The sequence below is a fragment of the Trinickia sp. genome, assembly GCF_035492435.1.
GTDB lineage: Bacteria > Pseudomonadota > Gammaproteobacteria > Burkholderiales > Burkholderiaceae > Trinickia.
In genome coordinates this window covers 18,098-33,621 of record NZ_DATJJF010000131.1, presented here as the reverse complement: position 1 = coordinate 33,621, position 15,524 = coordinate 18,098, and the positions used below count along the sequence as shown (strand labels likewise).

The window sequence follows — 15,524 nt, the reverse complement described above, 5'->3', positions numbered from 1 at the left end:
AAATCATGCTCGCGCCATCTGACATTTCACTCGCCCAGACTGCTCGCCTCGATGCCCCGTCCATCACAGCGCAGACCCTGCCACCGCTACTTCATCGCGACGTGGCGTGCATCTTTCAGCGATCTCCCGAAAAACTGTTTGAGCTCGTACAGCGGTTCGGTTCGCCACTTCATCTCGTTTGGCCCCATGTGCTGCGGGAAAACATCGAGGGATTGCGCGCCGTATTACGCAAACATGATCTGCATTTCGAGATGTTTTACGGCGCAAAGGCCAATAAGTCGCAAGCCCTGCTGCAAGCGGCAGTGGAAGCGAGTGTGGGCGTGGACGTGTCCAGCATTTACGAATTGGGTGCCGCACTGCGCGCCGGCGTTGACGGTTGCGCCATTTGTGCGACCGGCCCGGCCAAAACGCGCGTTTTCCACGCTGCATTGATCGGCGCGGGCTCCCTGATTGCAATCGATTCACGAGAGGAATTCGACGATCTCGAGGCGCTCGCGCGGGAAACCCGGGCCGACAGCCCCACACGCGTCCTGCTGCGCTACCGGCCTCATGCCTCTCGGACAAGCCGTTTCGGTATGACGGTCGATGATCTGCTCGCATGTCTGCACCGTCTCGCCATTTCGCGAGATCTTTTTCGATTTGAGGGATTCCATTTTCATTTGCCTGGCTACAGCCATCAATCGCGTGTCGACGCCATTGCAGAACTCATGCCCCTCGTACAAGCCGCTCGCGCGCTTAATCTGCCCCTGCGGCTCCTCGACATCGGTGGCGGCCTGCCCGTGCGCTATGTCGAAAGCGCGCGGTTCGACGCATTTGCACGGGCGCAACGCCCCTCCGATTATCGGAATGGAATCGTTCCATCCAGGTTCTATCCTTATGGAGGACGCATCGGCGCGGCTGATTGGCTCGAACAGTTGCTGACATCCCCCTTGATGCCAGGATTGTCGGTTGAGCAGTATTTGAACCGGCAGCAGTTGACGCTCGCGCTAGAACCAGGGCGTAGTCTCGCCGATCAGGCCGCACTTTCCCTCTTTCGCATCACACGGGTGAAATCGCTTGCCGATGACACGTTCGTGGTGTTCGCAGAAGGCAGCAGCTTCAGCGCCTGCGAAACCTGGTTCGCTTCCGAGTTTCTCGTCGATCCGATCCTCGTTTCATGCAGCCATGGTGAGCGCCCCGGCATTGTGCCGTCCGCCTCACCCGTGCGCGCATACATTGCCGGGCACAGTTGCCTGGACGAAGACGTCATCACCAACCGCCTGATTCACTTTCAATCGAAACCCCAAACCGGTGATTTGCTCGTCTATGCAAACACCGCGGGCTACCAGATGGATCTGCTCGAAAACGAGTTTCACCGTCACCCTATGCCCAAGCGAATCTCTGCTCGATGGGATGACGAAGGGCGCATCGAAACCTTTCCCGATCAAACCCAGGGAGTACCGGAATGGTCTTGAATCAAGTCAGCGATCTGATCGGCAAGACGCCGATCCTGGGCCTCTCTGTACCAGCAAGACAAACGAGGCTGTTACTCAAGATTGAAAAGAACAATCCCGGCGGCAGCATCAAAGACCGAATGGCACGCAACATGGTCGTCGCCGCTTTGAAATCGGGCAAGCTCGAACGTGGCGGCGTCATTGTCGAATCGTCGTCAGGCAATACGGGCATCGGACTCGCGCTGGCGGCAGTGGAGTTCGGATTGCGCTTTATCGCAGTCGTCGACCATCATGCCGCGCCAGACAAGATCGCCGTCATGCGTGCACTTGGGGCCGACATCCGCTATGTCGAAGGCGACTATCGCGAAGATGAAGTCGCCGTTGTCGAGCGCCAAAGAATGGCCGCCGAGATCGCGCATCAAATCCCTGGCGCGGTGTTCATGAATCAATCCGACAATGTAGCGAATGCGGGTGGCTACGCCGACTTCGTGCGCGAGGCCATCGCGCAGGTCGGTCACATCGATGCCTATGTCGGCTGCGTGGGCACAGGCGGATCGATGACAGGCATTGCACACGGTCTCAAGCTGCACAACGCCGACACGATCACAATTGCTGTCGAGCCGGATGGCTCGATCGTATTTGGTCAGCCTGGCCATCCCTACTATCAATCTGGCACAGGAACGCCCGCAGGCGACACGGTCGGGCTTGTGCTCGACTACAGTTGCATCGACTTGGGGCAGCAAGTCTCCGATTCGCAGGCGTTCGAAACGGCTCGCTACATCGCGCGCAAAACGGGACTTCTCGTGGGTGGCTCAACAGGCGGCGTCATCTACAAGGCGCTCGAGTCCATCCATAGCGGCATCATCGGCGGCAATGTGCTCGCCACTGTCGCCGACGGCGGGGAAAAATACTTGCACACGGTGTTCAACGAAGCGTGGCTGAACGATCGCAATCTGCTTGACCCACTCGTATGGAGCCAACTCGACGAATGGCTCGACGAGGCATGCTCGTCGGAGGCTCCGCGCGAGCTGCCTCGCCTACACGTTGCATGAGCTTCTCGAACTCCACCCGTCTCACGCTGGATACCGAGCCGGCGCCTTTACTCAACATGACGATATGCGGCGGGGGCCGAACGGGACACTTGAGCGCAGTGCTTTTCAAGCAGCGTCCAGGCGTACGTGTTTCGCTGTTGACGAGCCGCCGCGACGTGGTCGCGCGCTATCACGCCGCGGGGCGCCGCATGGCTGCCATTCTGCCGGACGGCGCACGACACATGGCCGAGCTCGATGTGGTCACAACAGATCCCGCCGAGAGCCTATGCGATGCCGATGTTGTCATCGTCACGGTACCGGCGCATGCAAGGGGTTCGTTGCTTCAGCGAATTGCCGCGCATCTGCCGTCGGGCAAACCGGTCTTTGTCGGTGCGATCCCCGGCTTTTGCGGCTTCGATTGGCTTGCCGATCACACGCTGGGACACCTTCAAAATGTCGTGATCTGGGGGATGAAGGACGTTGCGCACACCGCGTTCGATCTCGAACCCGGTATATCGGTACGCATGGGCGGGGCCAAAAGAACGCTGCACGTTGCCACGCACGCACGGGAGAGTGAAGCGTCGAACCGCACGTTGTTTGCACACTTGAGGCAACTTTACGATTCGCCGGTGGAACAACTGCACCATTACCTTGAAATCACGCTGACGCCCGGCAACCCAATCATGCATGGCTCAGTGATATACGGGTTGATTGGACCGTACGGGCAATGGCACGGCACTCCGTTGCAAAAGCCGCTTCGCTGGTGGACCGATTGTCCGGAATTGGGCGCCTACTTTATCGAGCGCTGCGACGAAGAAAATCAACACCTATGCGAAGCGCTCGAGCGTCGGCTCGGCATCGCCCTCTCATCGGTCAAGCCGCTCAAGGAGGAGATCGTTGCCGCGTATGGCGATCAGATTCGAGATCACCGCACCATGCTCTCGGTTCTGCGAACGAACCGAGCCTACGATTCGATCCCCGCTCCGCTCGTACCCGATACGAAAGGCAAAGGCTATTTCATCGATCGGGAGAGCCGTGCCTTTCATGAGGACGTCGCCTATGGTCTTGCACTGCTCGTCGAAATGGGAAGACGCCTCGATCTCCACCTTCCGCATATCGAAGCGATTTATCGCTGGAACGTAACGTATATGGGTGGGTTGCGCAGCTCGGCGCTCGACTATTTCCCCCGCATCTGGCCTGCTTGATCAGGACTCCTATGGAATTGGAATATCTTTCCTCACGATCGTCCGGCGCCCTCGCCGGTACCGAAAGCCAAGAAGCCAGGTCCACGTCGCACTGCAACGCAATCACCCGCCTCGTCCGATGCTTTTTTGCCGAAGGAATCGTCGACAAAGCGGCGCTCGTGTTCGCACCGGAAGGAACGGGTGCATGGCTGCCACTCTGGCACCGGCATGCGCTTCTTTTCTTTTCTGACTTGTGGCGCGCACCGGCCGACACCTTCGTTCATCGCGGCACGATCATGCTGATCGAAGACAACGGCCGGCGCACGATGATCGAACGACCGGCTCAACTGATCGACTTGCTCCTGCCTTCGTTCGATTTTTCGCCTTCTGCTGAAGGGATTGACGGTCTTAAGCGAGACGTCGAGAACAGTGTCGAGAACGATGCACTCGCGCGGGTACACCGTGCACAGTGGGACGCTGAGCTTCGAGAGAAAATCAGCGAAGCGCGCGCAACAGGTTTCCTCGATTACCTGCGCCATTGCTCCACCCTGCCGGAGGCCGCGCTGCTGCTGGACCGATGGGGCTCACTGGAAGGCCATCCGTTCTACCCTACCTGGAAGAGCAAGCCGGATCTGACTCCCGCTGAAGTGGCCTCACTGTCTCCAGAGTTTGACTCCATCGTCAGCGTACGCGTCGCGGCATTACGCGCCGATATGGCCTATCTGGAACGCATGCCGCACGTCGGCCATTATCACGACTGGTTCGCAGGCCATTTTCCGCAGGTATGGGCGCAATGGAAAGCCCGCCTGAACGCGCGACAACTGGATGAACGGCAGTGGCTGCCTTTGCCGATACATAGCTGGCATCTCGAGCATTTTGTGCGCCGCGAGTATGCAGCTGAAATCGACGAAGGCATCCTCGTCGTGGACGGCCCCAACATCGACACGCTCCCCACAATGTCTTTCCGGACGATGATGCCGCGGCTACCCGGCCCAGTGCCGTTCTTCAAGCTACCCATCGCGCTCTGGCTTACGAGTGAGCAACGCAGCCTACAGGCGAAATCCATCCACATGGGCCCGCGTATCAGTTCGGTAATCGAGCGCATCCTCACCGAGGAAAGCGGCTTTAACGGAAACCTCGAAATTTTTCCCGAGGAAGTCGCTTTCCACTATAAGCATGCAGTCAAACAGGATGATCGTCCGGGCCGCTACCTGTCCGTCGCTTTTCGTTCCAGCAAGGTGGCCTTCGATCGGTCCGACGACCTTCTGCCCGTGACGGTCGCGGCGCTTTTCACACGCTCGCCCGTCGATCGACGGCCGCTCATGACGGAGCTGATCGAGCAGGGCGGCACGCGTGCCTCGACGCAAGCTGTCGAGCAGTTCTTTCGCGCCTACGCGCAGACGGTGACACATCCCGTCATCGGCATCTATCTTCGGTACGGCATCGCACTTGAAGCGCATCAGCAAAACACATCCGTCCTGTTCGCGCGCGACGGTACCCCGCAACGCCTGCTGATCCGCGACTTCGGCGACGGACGCACCTTTGCGCCGCTGCTCGCAGCACGTGGCTATGAGATCAAACCGTACGTTCATCCGGGTATTCTGCCAACGGTATTCGACCACGATATCAGCCTCGTCCGCTCACTCGTGCTGAACGCGTGCTTCGTGTGCCATTTGCATGAGATCGCCTTGATGCTGACGCAAGAGTACGGCTTCGCATCAAATCGCCTTTGGGAGGTGCTGCGCGAGGAGACTGGGCGCACGTTCGACCGCTTTGCGTCTGGGGTGGATCACCAACTCTGGCAGACGGAGCGGACGGCATTTCTCGATGAACCATGGCCGGCGCGCTCGGTCCTTCGGATGCATCTGCTCAGCTATTCCGATTACAGGCTCGAACATACGCTCTCGAACCCGTTGCGACCGGTGCGACGCGACGGTTGAAACGACGATGCACATGACGAGCCCCAGACGAGCCGCGCGCCTCATTCATTTGCTTTTTGTGGTTCAACTCATCTCCATGGGCGCAATGGAGATGAGTGGCCCGTTCTGGCCCATTCGCTTGAAAGCCCTCGCCGGCTCTGAGCTTGAATTCGGCTTTGCCGCCGTTGCCGTTTATGTCGGACCGATGATCGGCATAATGCTGACGAGCGCCTGGTGGGGACGCCTAGGCGACCGCACCGGACACAAGCTCATGATGATTCGGGCGCTGCTGGGTCTTGCGGTGACCCAAGCGGCGCTCGCCTATGCCGCTGACGTCTGGACCATCCTCGGCTTACGCCTCGTGCAAGGCGCTTGCGCGGGGTATCTCGCGCCGGCGCAGACGTATGGCATGACGATCGTCACATCCGCGCGCCGCGCCCGTCTCTTCGCATATCTCCAAGTGTCGACGAACCTCGGCTCCATGGCCGGCGCGCTCAGCGGAGGATGGATTCTCGACCACGCCACATTCTTTTGGATCAACATCGCCGCAGCACTGCTTTGCGCAATGTGTGCGTTATGTGTTGCCGCGATACTGCCCGATGTGCGAGCGGATCGCGTTGCAGTGAATGCGCCCGCCGTGGCGCCAGCCGGGGAGCAAGGCGCCTTGGCGCCCCAAGCAGGCCGGGCGCCCCCGATCGGCGGGCTATTGGTCATGATGGGTGTCTTGTTGATGAGCCGCACGATGACACAAGCGCCCTTCTCGCTTTATGTCGATTCGACATTTCACGTCGACAAGTGGTTGGCAGGGTTTTGTTATGCACTGATGTCGTTGGGCTTTGTCACGTCGGCATCGCTGTGGGCTCGATACTTCGAGACAAAGACGACATTGGCCGCGTTGCAGCGGATAAAGCTTATCGCGGCAGGCTGCACGGTCATCACACTGGCCGCTGGGGCGACACGGAGTATAGAGCTGTTCGCTGTGACCTATTTCGTGTGGGGCGTACTGCTGGCGGCGACCACACCCGTGTTGATGACACTGATTTCGCATCTCGCGGCCGGCCCGCGCCAGGGACACCTGATCGGAATCGCACACACCACCACGCAGTTTTCGACCATCGCTGGCATTGCGTTCGGCGGTTGGCTAAGCCAGACCATCGGCCTGCCATACATTTACTTCTTCGTCTCGGCAGCCTACGCGCTAGCCTTCGCGGTCATCACCGCCATCGCGCGCGAGCGCTTGCCCGATACGACATCGCCAACACTACCTTCGCCACGGTGAGCTTCGCAGGAAAAGCGATCAGGCAGCTCAAGCGCAGCTGTCGAGCGTGCTTCGACACGCACCACCCAACGAGTTGTCGTTTCGACTTCGTCGACAACTGTGTGTCCTGAAGCACATCCTAAATGCGGATGTCGCGTCAAGTTCATTCCGATCCAATCAATAATTCTTTATTACACGCGAATGCGAACTATTCGTATTCGTGTTGATGTTTTTATTTCTAATGCGTACAATTGCGCCCAACGCGGGCGTCGAACAGAAGTGCGCACGAGCCCGGAACGATCGCTGTCTTGACTGTTTGCCTCATTCAATCAACAACAAGGAAATCGAATGACGCTTGCGTCACACACCAGATGCTTGCGAGACGTGCCTTCACGTCGTCGTTTCGCCTGGTCCACTGTTTTGCTTTGGAGTGTATTGTTCTCGCAGGTATCGTTTGCCGCCCCGCCTCCCGAGGACGTACCGGAGGGCACGGAAGAAGACCTCCATATCCAGGCCGAGCCGATCGGTCCGTGGACGGGCTTGTGGACGCGGCAAAACCTGCTTGGCGACATGGGCGGCCTTCGTCCCTGGCTCGGCAAATATGGGGTGTCGCTCAACATCAACGAAACGAGCGAGTACCTGGCGAATCTGCGCGGCGGTCTCGCACGCGGCGGCGCTTACGACGGGTTGACGACGATGACGCTCGACGTCGACACGGAAAAGGCGTTCGGCTTGCCGGGCGGCACTTTCAATGTCAGCGGGCTGCAGATACACGGAAGCAACTTGAGCGAAGAAAAGCTCGGTACGTACAACACGGCGAGCGGCATCGAGGCGCAGCCCTCCACACGCCTTTGGGAACTCTGGTATCAGCAGGCGCTCCTCAACAAGCGCGTCGACATCAAGATCGGGCAGCAGAGCCTCGACCAGGAGTTCATGGTCAGCCAGTACGGCCTCACCTTCATCAACACGATGTTCGGTTGGCCAGGGGTGCCATCGTACGATATGCCAAACGGCGGTCCGGCTTATCCACTCTCGGCACTCGGCGTTCGCGTGCGCGGGCAGATCACGTCTTCACTGACCGCACTCGCGGGCGTATTCGACGGCGATCCGCTCGGCAACGATCCAAATAATCTCAGCGGCACCAACTTCAATCTGCACAACAGCGCGCTGTTCATTGGCGAGTTGCAGTACGCGATCAATCAGCCAGCCGAAGGCGACATGGACGTCGGCAAATCCCAAGGTGGATTGCCGGGTACCTACAAGATCGGTGTCTGGTACAACAGCGGGCAATTCAACGACCAACAGTTCGACAACATGGGGGTTTCACTCACGAGCCCCGCTTCTACCGGCGTGCCGCAGCAGCACCACGGCAACTACAGCTTCTACGCCGTGGCCGATCAAATGATCTGGCGCCCTAACCCTGACCAGCCAAGGAGTATCGGGGTTTTCGCTCGCGTGATGGGTGCGCCCGGCGATCGCAATCTGGTCAGTGTCAGCGCGAATGCCGGCATCGTCATGAAAGCCCCGTTCAAGGGGCGCGACAACGATAGCGTCGGGCTCGGCCTCACGTTCATCCAGATCGGCAGCCATGCGCGCGGCCTCGACGCAGATAGCGGCGATGTCGTGCGCGGAAGCGAAACGGCCGTCGAGGCGACTTATCAGTATCAGGTGACGCCGTGGTGGCAGCTTCAAGCCGACATGCAATACACGTTCAACGCGGGCGCCGGACAGAACCCGAACGACCCGACGCAAGCGCTGCGCAACACCTTCGTGATCGGCGTGCGTACCAATATTACGTTCTAGGCAAACTCGAATGCTTCATCTACTCAGCACGTCTGACGACCGTGTACGACGCGCTCATGCGGCTCGTTCGACGACGAGAACGTTGACCACAAAGCACACCGCGGCGTCGGCGCTCATCGCGGCAGCGATGTTTGGCGGCTTGCTCGAATCGGGCACCGTGCTCGCGGAACCGATCGGGTTCCTCGAAACGGTTCATCGACATACGACGCTCATCAACACCGTGCCTGACAATGGTGACCAGAATCCCTACGCGATCGCAATCGCGCCGGTCTCCGTGGGACAGGTGAAAGAGGGCGACGTACTCGTCGACAACTTCAACAACTCGTCGAATTTGCAGGGAACGGGCAGCACGATCATCGACTATCACCCGGACACGAAGCAGATGACGCTGTTCGCAACGCTTCCGCGAGAGCTGAAAGACTGCCCGGGCGGCATCGGCCTTTCGACGGCGATGACGATGCTGAAGTCGGGCTGGGTCATCATCGGCAGCACGCCGAGCAATGACGGCACGGCCGATACGAAGGGCGCCGGCTGCCTCGTCGTGCTCGACAACCAGGGCAAGGTCGTCTCGACGTTTGTGAGCCCGAGCATCAACGACCCGTGGGGAAACATGGCGGTGGTCGACAACGGCAGTACGGCCACGCTATTTGTGAGCAATGCGGGCTTCGGCGTGGGATCCGCGCGGGGTGCCCATCCGGTCGTCAATGAGGCCAATGTCCTGCGACTCGACCTCGACATCCCCGAAGGAAAACCGCCCGTCATCAAGCGCGAAACGGTAATTGGCAGCGGTTTTGGCGCTCAGGCCGACAAAGGCGTTTTCCTCATTGGACCGACCGGCCTCGCACTCTCGGCCGACAACAAGCTGCTTTACGTGTCCGATGCGATCGGCAACCAGATTACCGTGATCGACGATCCATTGACGCGTGACACCAGTGCCGGCACAGGACGTCAGCTTACCGCGGCCGGTCTGTTACGCCGGCCGCTTGCGATGACGACCGCGCCGAACGGTCACCTGCTCGTGACAAACGCCCTTAATGGGCAAGTCGTCGAGATCGATCCTCAGAACGGCAAGCAACTCTATGCTCGATGGATCGACGCTGATCGTGCGCAGACGCCGCCCGGCAATGGCGATTTGTTCGGAATTCTTATGACGCCGCAGGGTGACGGGTTTTATTACGTCGAGGACGACGTCAACACGCTTGTGCTAGCAAAATGACAACGGAGAACAATCGAAACGGACCGTCTCGCCCCGGTAGGCGTGGCTTTCTGAAGGTGGGCGGCGCAGCCGCCGTTGCCGCTACCACATTGGGTGCGGCCTCATCCGCGCAAGCGAGGCCACCCTCGGACGATGAGTACCGAGCCGTCGAGCCGTTTTTTGGCGCGAACCAAGGCGGCATCATTACACCTCAGCAGCGATACACCTATGTTGCCGCGATCGATCTCACGACGGATAAGCGTGACGACGTGATCAGTTTGCTGCGCGCGTGGACCGAAGCTGCGTCTCGTTTGACCCGCGGCGAGCCGGCCGCGTCGCTCGACAGCCCCGACGATCAGCCACCCGCGGACTCAGCAGAGACGCTCGGCCTCGGCGCGGCGCGACTTACGATCACATTCGGCTTCGGCCCCGGCTTGTTCGAATCGGACGGCAAGGATCGCTATGGCCTCGCGAGCCGTCGGCCCACGGCGCTCGTCGATTTGCCGCGCTTCGTCGGGGATCAACTCGTTCCCGAAAAAACCGGCGGCGACTTGTTCATTCAAGCTTGCGCGAACGACGCGCAAGTGGCGTTTCATGCCGTGCGACAGCTCACGCGAATCGGCAGCGGAGTGGCCCATGTTCGCTGGGGGCAAGCGGGGTTCCTTTCCGGTCCGGTCAGCGAGACACCGCGCAACCTGATGGGTTTCAAGGATGGTACGTGCAACCCTTCCGTCAAAAATCCGCAGTCGATGAACGAGTTCGTCTGGGCCGGCTCCGAGGGGCCGGCGTGGATGCAGGGCGGCACTTATACGGTTGTGCGCCGAATTCGCATTACGCTCGAGCATTGGGATCAGATGGAGCGAGGCTTTCAGGAGTCGGTCTTCGGCCGGCAAAAGATAAGCGGTGCGCCGTTTGGCAAGACGAACGAGTTCGATGCGCTCGATTTCGACGCCACTGACAAGGACGGCAACCCGGTGATTCCCGAGAACTCGCATGTGCGGCTGTCGAATCACGGGATGAACAACGGCGCGCAGATTTTTCGCCGCTCCTATTCATACAACGACAGCACGAATTTTTATATCGAGCGGTGGCCGCCGTGGCGGCAGACAACCGAGTACGACGCAGGACTCATTTTCATCGCCCACCAGCGAGACCCGCGCAAAGGTTTCATTCCGCTCAACGAAAGGCTCGCGAAATTCGACATGATGAATCAGTTCACCACTCACGTCGGCAGTGCGATTTTCGCCTGTCCTGCAGGGGTGCAAAGCGGCTCGTTCATTGGGGCCGAGCTCTTCAACGCATGACGTAGAACGGCGATGCGCCGTTTTGACACTAAACTGGCGACCTCGAGAAGCCAAGCTCCTCAGGCCGCCAGTCACCATCGCAACTCTTTGCTCTACTTCAATCCCAGCATGCCGCGTAGGCGCGAAAGATCTTCCGCCAGTGTCTGCACGGGGCCAACCAGCGCTCGGCGATCGTTGGCCGAAAGTTTGTCATAGGGTTCGAAACCGTTCTGCGTGCGGTACTTGGCCAGAATGTTGTCCACCGTGGCGAAGTTGGTCGAAATCTTTTCGGCGAACTCGGCATCCTGCCTGCGAATCAACGGATCGAGTAGCTGAACGATCTTTTGTGCGCCATCCACATTCGCCTGAAAATCCCAAAGATCGGTGTGGCTATAACGATCTTCTTCGCCGGAGATCTTGGTCGCCGCCACCTCCTCCATCAGCGCGGCGGCACCGCCCACCACTTTCGACGGTGGGAAGACGAGTGTCGAAACACGCCTTTGAAGATCGATCACATCGTGCATCAACTTGTCCGCGACGGGAGCGAGGTCTTTTGTGCTGTTCTCGGAAAAGAGGCCATATTCAATCCGGTGGAAGCCAACGAAAGCCGAGTCCCTTTCGCGCTTCTCATGATCATCGGCGCGCGAGTCGATTGCACTGTCGAGATCGCTGAATAGTTCCGCAATGGGCTCGATGCGTTCATAGTGCGCCCGCGTTGGCGCGTAGAGCGCCTTCGCTTTTGCCAAGTCGCCCGCCTTCACCGCGTCGGTAAAAGCCTGCGTTTGCGCGACGAGACCGTTCACCTCCTTTGAGACATAGATCTTGTAGTCTGCCACCGGCTTAACAAGATCCAACGGCTCGACGGCCGCCTGCGCAACCGTGCATAAAACAAGAGTGAGCGAAAGTGAGACCAAGCTTTTCTTCATTTTCATATCGGTTCTCCTCCTGCCATGTCAGAAACCCCTTACCTCACGCTTGCAGCAGCGTGCTCCCCAAAAAATCGCCCTCGCCCGGCACGCCTGGCAGGACAAAGAAATAGCCACCGCCGATCGGCTTGATGTATTCCTCGAGCGGCTCACCGTTTAGCTTCTCCTGCACAGCAATGAAGCCGTCATTCAGGCTCGCCTGATAGGCAATGAACAGCAATCCCATTTCGAGCTGGCCGTTCGGCGCCACGCCGTTCGAGTAGTTGAATGGCCGGCGCAGTATCAAACGCTTCTGTGCCGCGACGCTGCGATCGTTCGCCAACCGGATGTGCGCGTCGAGGGGCGTCTTCTTGCCCTCTGGGTCGGCGGCGTAGTCCGGCACGTCGAACTCGGTGCGTCCGTCGAACGGCGCGCCGTTCGCCTTGCGGCGGCCGATGATCGACTCTTGTTCTTGCAGCGGGGTGCGGTCCCAGCGCTCGACGAAGTTGCGGATGATGCGCACCACTTGATAGCTGCCGTTCGCGGCCCACGTGGGCTCGCCCGCTTTGGTGCCCACCCAGACGACGCGATCCATCATTGCGGCATCTGTTGAGTCCGGATTCGCCGAGCCGTCGCGAAAGCCCAGCAGGTTACGCGCGCTCTCCGGGCGTCGGCCCGCGGCCAGCGTCACGACCGGCACAGTGCCCTCCTGCTTCCAGCGCAACATCAACAGATCGGGCACATTCTTCACGATGTCGCGCAACGCGTGGATATTGGTATCGGATGTATTGGCGCAGAACTGCAACAGCAGATCACCGTGGCAAAGCCGCTCGACGAGCGCGTCGTTGGGAAAACCCGTCATCGTGACGAGTTCGCGAGGCTTGATGGTTGCAAGGCCGAAGCGGTTGTCGAACAGCGATGCGCCAACCGAAATGGTGACGGTGAGCCCGTCTGGCGTCACAACCGGGCCGAGAATGCCGGAGTCGGCCGGCGGGTAGTCAGGATTGCTCTGCGGCACCGGGCCGCCCTGGGTCAGAAATGCGATGCGATCGGTCAGCCTCCGAAAAAGGCGCTCGAGACCGGCGCGGTCCACGGCAAGCACGTCGAACGCGGCGACCATGCCCGCTGCGGGACGCGGCGTCGTGACGCCTTGCTGACGTACGCCTAGGTACGGGTAGCTGTCTTGCAGGCTACCGCCAGAAGTGGGTGCGTCAGTAACGTGCGGCGCGCGTGCAAGACTCGCCCCGCGGGCGAGATCCGCGGCCAGCGCGCCACCGAGCAGACCGGCACCGGCGATGATCTGCCTGCGAAGAGGTGATGCCGGTGCATCGGGAGAGTCGGGATGCAATTGAGACATGGTGGGTAGCACGACTAAAGTCCGAGAGCGGGGTTTGCACGCCGGAAGTCGTCGGCCAGCTTATCCAGCTGCTGGGCAAGCGCCGCACGCGCCGCCGCCGGAACACGGCTTTCGGGCAAGAAGTGGTCGCCGTCGCGCAGGCTATGCAGCGTCGCGTCGAGTTGATTCAGGTCCGAGACTAGCGCCTGGCCCACGGCGGGTTGAGAGTCAAAAAACGGCTTGAGCAACTGGCCAATCTCACGCACGCCCTCAAGCGTTGCCCCGATCTGCTCTAGAGCGTCCACCGCGTCGGCGCTCTGCCCCCTCGCCAGAGGCGTAACCTGCTCGATACGTCGCGCGGCGATATTCGCAAGTTGCGCGGGCTGCAGCGAAAGCGCATCGGTGCGTTGCGCGAGTGTCGCAATATCCGCGGCGAGCGCTTTCGCCACAGGCACTAGCTCACGCGTCTGGCCGTGCGCAAAGAGCCCCGATGCGATGCGATAGAAGCCGCTGAATGCCGGGGCGGCCTCTCCACTGGCGAACAAAGCGGCCTGCGCGTCGATGCGGTGATCCAGGTCTGAAAACAGGGCCGCCACTGGCGCAATACGCGCATATACCGCGTGCGCCGTGACATAGGCCGTGCGTGCGCCAGCCATGTCTCCCGACCCCAAAGCAGCCGACAGCGCCGCGACTGCATCGGCCAGTTCTGCCGACTGCACGCCGACATAAACACGGTACTCGGAGAGGGGGCCGATGAAATCGACCTTTGACAGAGCCCTCGGCGTCTCGTGCTCTGCCGGCACGGGAAGCACTTCGAGACGACCACGCGGGTTGCTCAACAGCCCACATGTGATCACATAAGAGCCGGCTGCGAGATTGGCCGTTAGCGTCTGTGTGAAGCCGGGTGCGATGTTCTCGCGCTCTTCGACCACCATGACACCGTCAAGAATTTCCCACTCCACCGCACGGTTCGACATATTGCGGATGCTGAACACCGTGCGGCCCGCCGGTACGGAAAGCGTAGACGGCGTACACCCTTGTGGCCCAATTTCGACCATGACGCCGTGATCCGTGCGCACGTGCGCGCGCTGCGCGAAACGCGTGGCCTGATAGAAGAGCACAAGGCCGATCAGCACCAGCAGCACCGATATCAAGAGCGCGATGCGCACCGTACGAACGGGAAACGGCGCGGCCCCCGTTAAAGAGAGACGTTCGTTCATTTCTGCCACTGTCCCTCGATGGCCGGCTTACGCGGGGCAGGTCGCAAGAAGAAGTAAAGCGACACGCTCAGAAAGGTGGCCCACGCCGCGAGCTCACTGACCGTCGGCATGTCCTGATAGCCGAAGACGCCTGAAAACAGTGTGCCCGCCGCGCTGCCTACCGGCAGCACACCGGATAGGTCCACAACGACCGTCTGGAAATCATTCCACAGACCCGCCTCATGTAGCGCGCGAACTGAGCTGGCGAGAATGCCTGCGGCCACGACGAGGATAAACACGCCGGTATAGCGGAAAAAGCGTTTGAGGTTCACGCGGATGCCACCCGCATAGATGCCGTAGCCCACCGCCGCCGCGCATAGCACACCGAGCAGCGCGCCGAGCGGCGCGGCCACGCCTTCGTTCTGCTGGAAAGTCGCGAGCAGGAAGAATACCGATTCGAGGCCCTCACGCGCGACCGAAAAGAAGATCATCCCGATCAGTCCGTAGGCGCGATGGCCCGACTGCGCAAGCGCGCTATCGACGGATGCGCGCAACTCGCTCGCCATCGTGCGCGCGGCCTTGCGCATCCACAGGACCATCGAGGTCAGCACCCCCACCGCGATTACACCGACCACGGCTTCGAAGAACTCCTGGAGCTTCTGCGGAAATTCGGCACTGGCGAACTGGATCGCAGCGCCCACGAAGAGAGACACCGCGATGGCAAGCAGAATGCCGATCCAGACAACCGGCAGCCACTGGCCTCGGCCGGTCTGGCGCAGGTAGCTGGCGACGATGCCTACGATCAAAGCCGCTTCGATGCCTTCGCGCAGCATGATGAGAAACGGGACGAGCATGCGGTATCCGAGACGGCCTCTGTGACGCGATTCTCCGCTCGCGGTGCGGGGTGCAATCCGTTACAAATTGTTGCTGAACCGTTTCAGATATTGTCACAACTCATCGTTATTGCCAATCATTCTC

The 15,524-nt window shown here is 60.1% G+C and carries 12 protein-coding genes; 8 read left to right on the top strand and 4 right to left on the bottom strand.

The annotated features are described in order from the left end of the window. Window positions 1-5 precede the first annotated feature (5 nt). The 8 genes from VL598_RS10260 (at window position 6) to efeB (VL598_RS10225) (ending at window position 11,127) form a co-directional block, all read left to right on the top strand. Window positions 6-1,454: a Y4yA family PLP-dependent enzyme gene (locus VL598_RS10260; protein ID WP_325326604.1), complete on the top strand. Its 1,449-nt coding sequence runs from the start codon at window positions 6-8 to the stop codon at window positions 1,452-1,454. Further along, entirely contained in the window at window positions 1,445-2,485 is a 1,041-nt protein-coding gene (locus VL598_RS10255) for a cysteine synthase family protein (RefSeq protein WP_325326603.1), read from the top strand. The genes VL598_RS10260 and VL598_RS10255 overlap by 10 nt, the downstream gene beginning before the upstream one ends. After that, on the top strand, window positions 2,482-3,669 hold the full coding sequence (locus VL598_RS10250; protein WP_325326602.1) for an NAD/NADP-dependent octopine/nopaline dehydrogenase family protein: 1,188 nt from the start codon (window positions 2,482-2,484) through the stop codon (window positions 3,667-3,669). The genes VL598_RS10255 and VL598_RS10250 overlap by 4 nt, the downstream gene beginning before the upstream one ends. 11 nt (window positions 3,670-3,680) lie before the next feature. Then, the gene (locus tag VL598_RS10245; RefSeq protein ID WP_325326601.1) at window positions 3,681-5,588 is read left to right on the top strand and encodes an IucA/IucC family protein; all 1,908 of its coding nucleotides are present in this window, start codon (window positions 3,681-3,683) and stop codon (window positions 5,586-5,588) included. Between the two features lie 13 nt (window positions 5,589-5,601). Further along, window positions 5,602-6,846, top strand: a complete 1,245-nt coding sequence (locus tag VL598_RS10240) for an MFS transporter (RefSeq protein WP_325326600.1) — start codon at window positions 5,602-5,604, stop codon at window positions 6,844-6,846. A gap of 327 nt (window positions 6,847-7,173) precedes the next feature. Further along, entirely contained in the window at window positions 7,174-8,628 is a 1,455-nt protein-coding gene (locus VL598_RS10235; protein WP_325326599.1) for a carbohydrate porin, read from the top strand. 127 nt (window positions 8,629-8,755) lie between these two features. After that, a complete protein-coding gene (locus tag VL598_RS10230) occupies window positions 8,756-9,844 on the top strand; it encodes a hypothetical protein (protein ID WP_325326618.1) in 1,089 nt (362 codons plus the stop codon). Continuing rightward, window positions 9,841-11,127: an iron uptake transporter deferrochelatase/peroxidase subunit gene (gene efeB / locus VL598_RS10225; RefSeq protein WP_325326598.1), complete on the top strand. Its 1,287-nt coding sequence runs from the start codon at window positions 9,841-9,843 to the stop codon at window positions 11,125-11,127. The genes VL598_RS10230 and efeB (VL598_RS10225) overlap by 4 nt, the downstream gene beginning before the upstream one ends. Window positions 11,128-11,219: 92 nt before the next feature. Here the strand turns inward: efeB (VL598_RS10225) and efeO (VL598_RS10220) are convergent, their stop codons facing one another. Genes efeO (VL598_RS10220) through efeU form a run of 4 tightly spaced genes read right to left on the bottom strand, consistent with a single transcriptional unit; the run spans window position 11,220 to window position 15,400 of the window. After that, window positions 11,220-12,038, bottom strand: a complete 819-nt coding sequence (gene efeO, locus VL598_RS10220) for an iron uptake system protein EfeO (protein ID WP_325326597.1) — start codon at window positions 12,036-12,038, stop codon at window positions 11,220-11,222. A 37-nt stretch (window positions 12,039-12,075) separates the two neighbouring features. Continuing rightward, complete coding sequence (gene efeB / locus VL598_RS10215) at window positions 12,076-13,368, bottom strand: iron uptake transporter deferrochelatase/peroxidase subunit (RefSeq protein WP_325326596.1); 1,293 nt, start codon at window positions 13,366-13,368, stop codon at window positions 12,076-12,078. 14 nt (window positions 13,369-13,382) lie between these two features. Further along, the gene (gene efeO, locus VL598_RS10210; protein ID WP_325326595.1) at window positions 13,383-14,567 is read right to left on the bottom strand and encodes an iron uptake system protein EfeO; all 1,185 of its coding nucleotides are present in this window, start codon (window positions 14,565-14,567) and stop codon (window positions 13,383-13,385) included. Beyond that, on the bottom strand, window positions 14,564-15,400 hold the full coding sequence (gene efeU / locus VL598_RS10205; protein ID WP_325326594.1) for an iron uptake transporter permease EfeU: 837 nt from the start codon (window positions 15,398-15,400) through the stop codon (window positions 14,564-14,566). The genes efeO (VL598_RS10210) and efeU overlap by 4 nt, the downstream gene beginning before the upstream one ends. Window positions 15,401-15,524: the final 124 nt, after the last annotated feature.

Bases quoted from the DNA above. Each gene is read 5' to 3' on its own strand.
- VL598_RS10260 (WP_325326604.1), top strand. From the start codon at position 6: ATGCTCGCGCCATCTGACATTTCACTCGCCCAGACTGCTCGCCTCGAT.
- VL598_RS10255 (WP_325326603.1), top strand. From the start codon at position 1,445: ATGGTCTTGAATCAAGTCAGCGATCTGATCGGCAAGACGCCGATCCTG.
- VL598_RS10250 (WP_325326602.1), top strand. From the start codon at position 2,482: ATGAGCTTCTCGAACTCCACCCGTCTCACGCTGGATACCGAGCCGGCG.
- VL598_RS10245 (WP_325326601.1), top strand. From the start codon at position 3,681: ATGGAATTGGAATATCTTTCCTCACGATCGTCCGGCGCCCTCGCCGGT.
- VL598_RS10240 (WP_325326600.1), top strand. From the start codon at position 5,602: ATGACGAGCCCCAGACGAGCCGCGCGCCTCATTCATTTGCTTTTTGTG.
- VL598_RS10235 (WP_325326599.1), top strand. From the start codon at position 7,174: ATGACGCTTGCGTCACACACCAGATGCTTGCGAGACGTGCCTTCACGT.
- VL598_RS10230 (WP_325326618.1), top strand. From the start codon at position 8,756: ATGTTTGGCGGCTTGCTCGAATCGGGCACCGTGCTCGCGGAACCGATC.
- efeB (WP_325326598.1), top strand. From the start codon at position 9,841: ATGACAACGGAGAACAATCGAAACGGACCGTCTCGCCCCGGTAGGCGT.
- efeO (WP_325326597.1), bottom strand. From the start codon at position 12,038: ATGAAAATGAAGAAAAGCTTGGTCTCACTTTCGCTCACTCTTGTTTTA.
- efeB (WP_325326596.1), bottom strand. From the start codon at position 13,368: ATGTCTCAATTGCATCCCGACTCTCCCGATGCACCGGCATCACCTCTT.
- efeO (WP_325326595.1), bottom strand. From the start codon at position 14,567: ATGAACGAACGTCTCTCTTTAACGGGGGCCGCGCCGTTTCCCGTTCGT.
- efeU (WP_325326594.1), bottom strand. From the start codon at position 15,400: ATGCTCGTCCCGTTTCTCATCATGCTGCGCGAAGGCATCGAAGCGGCT.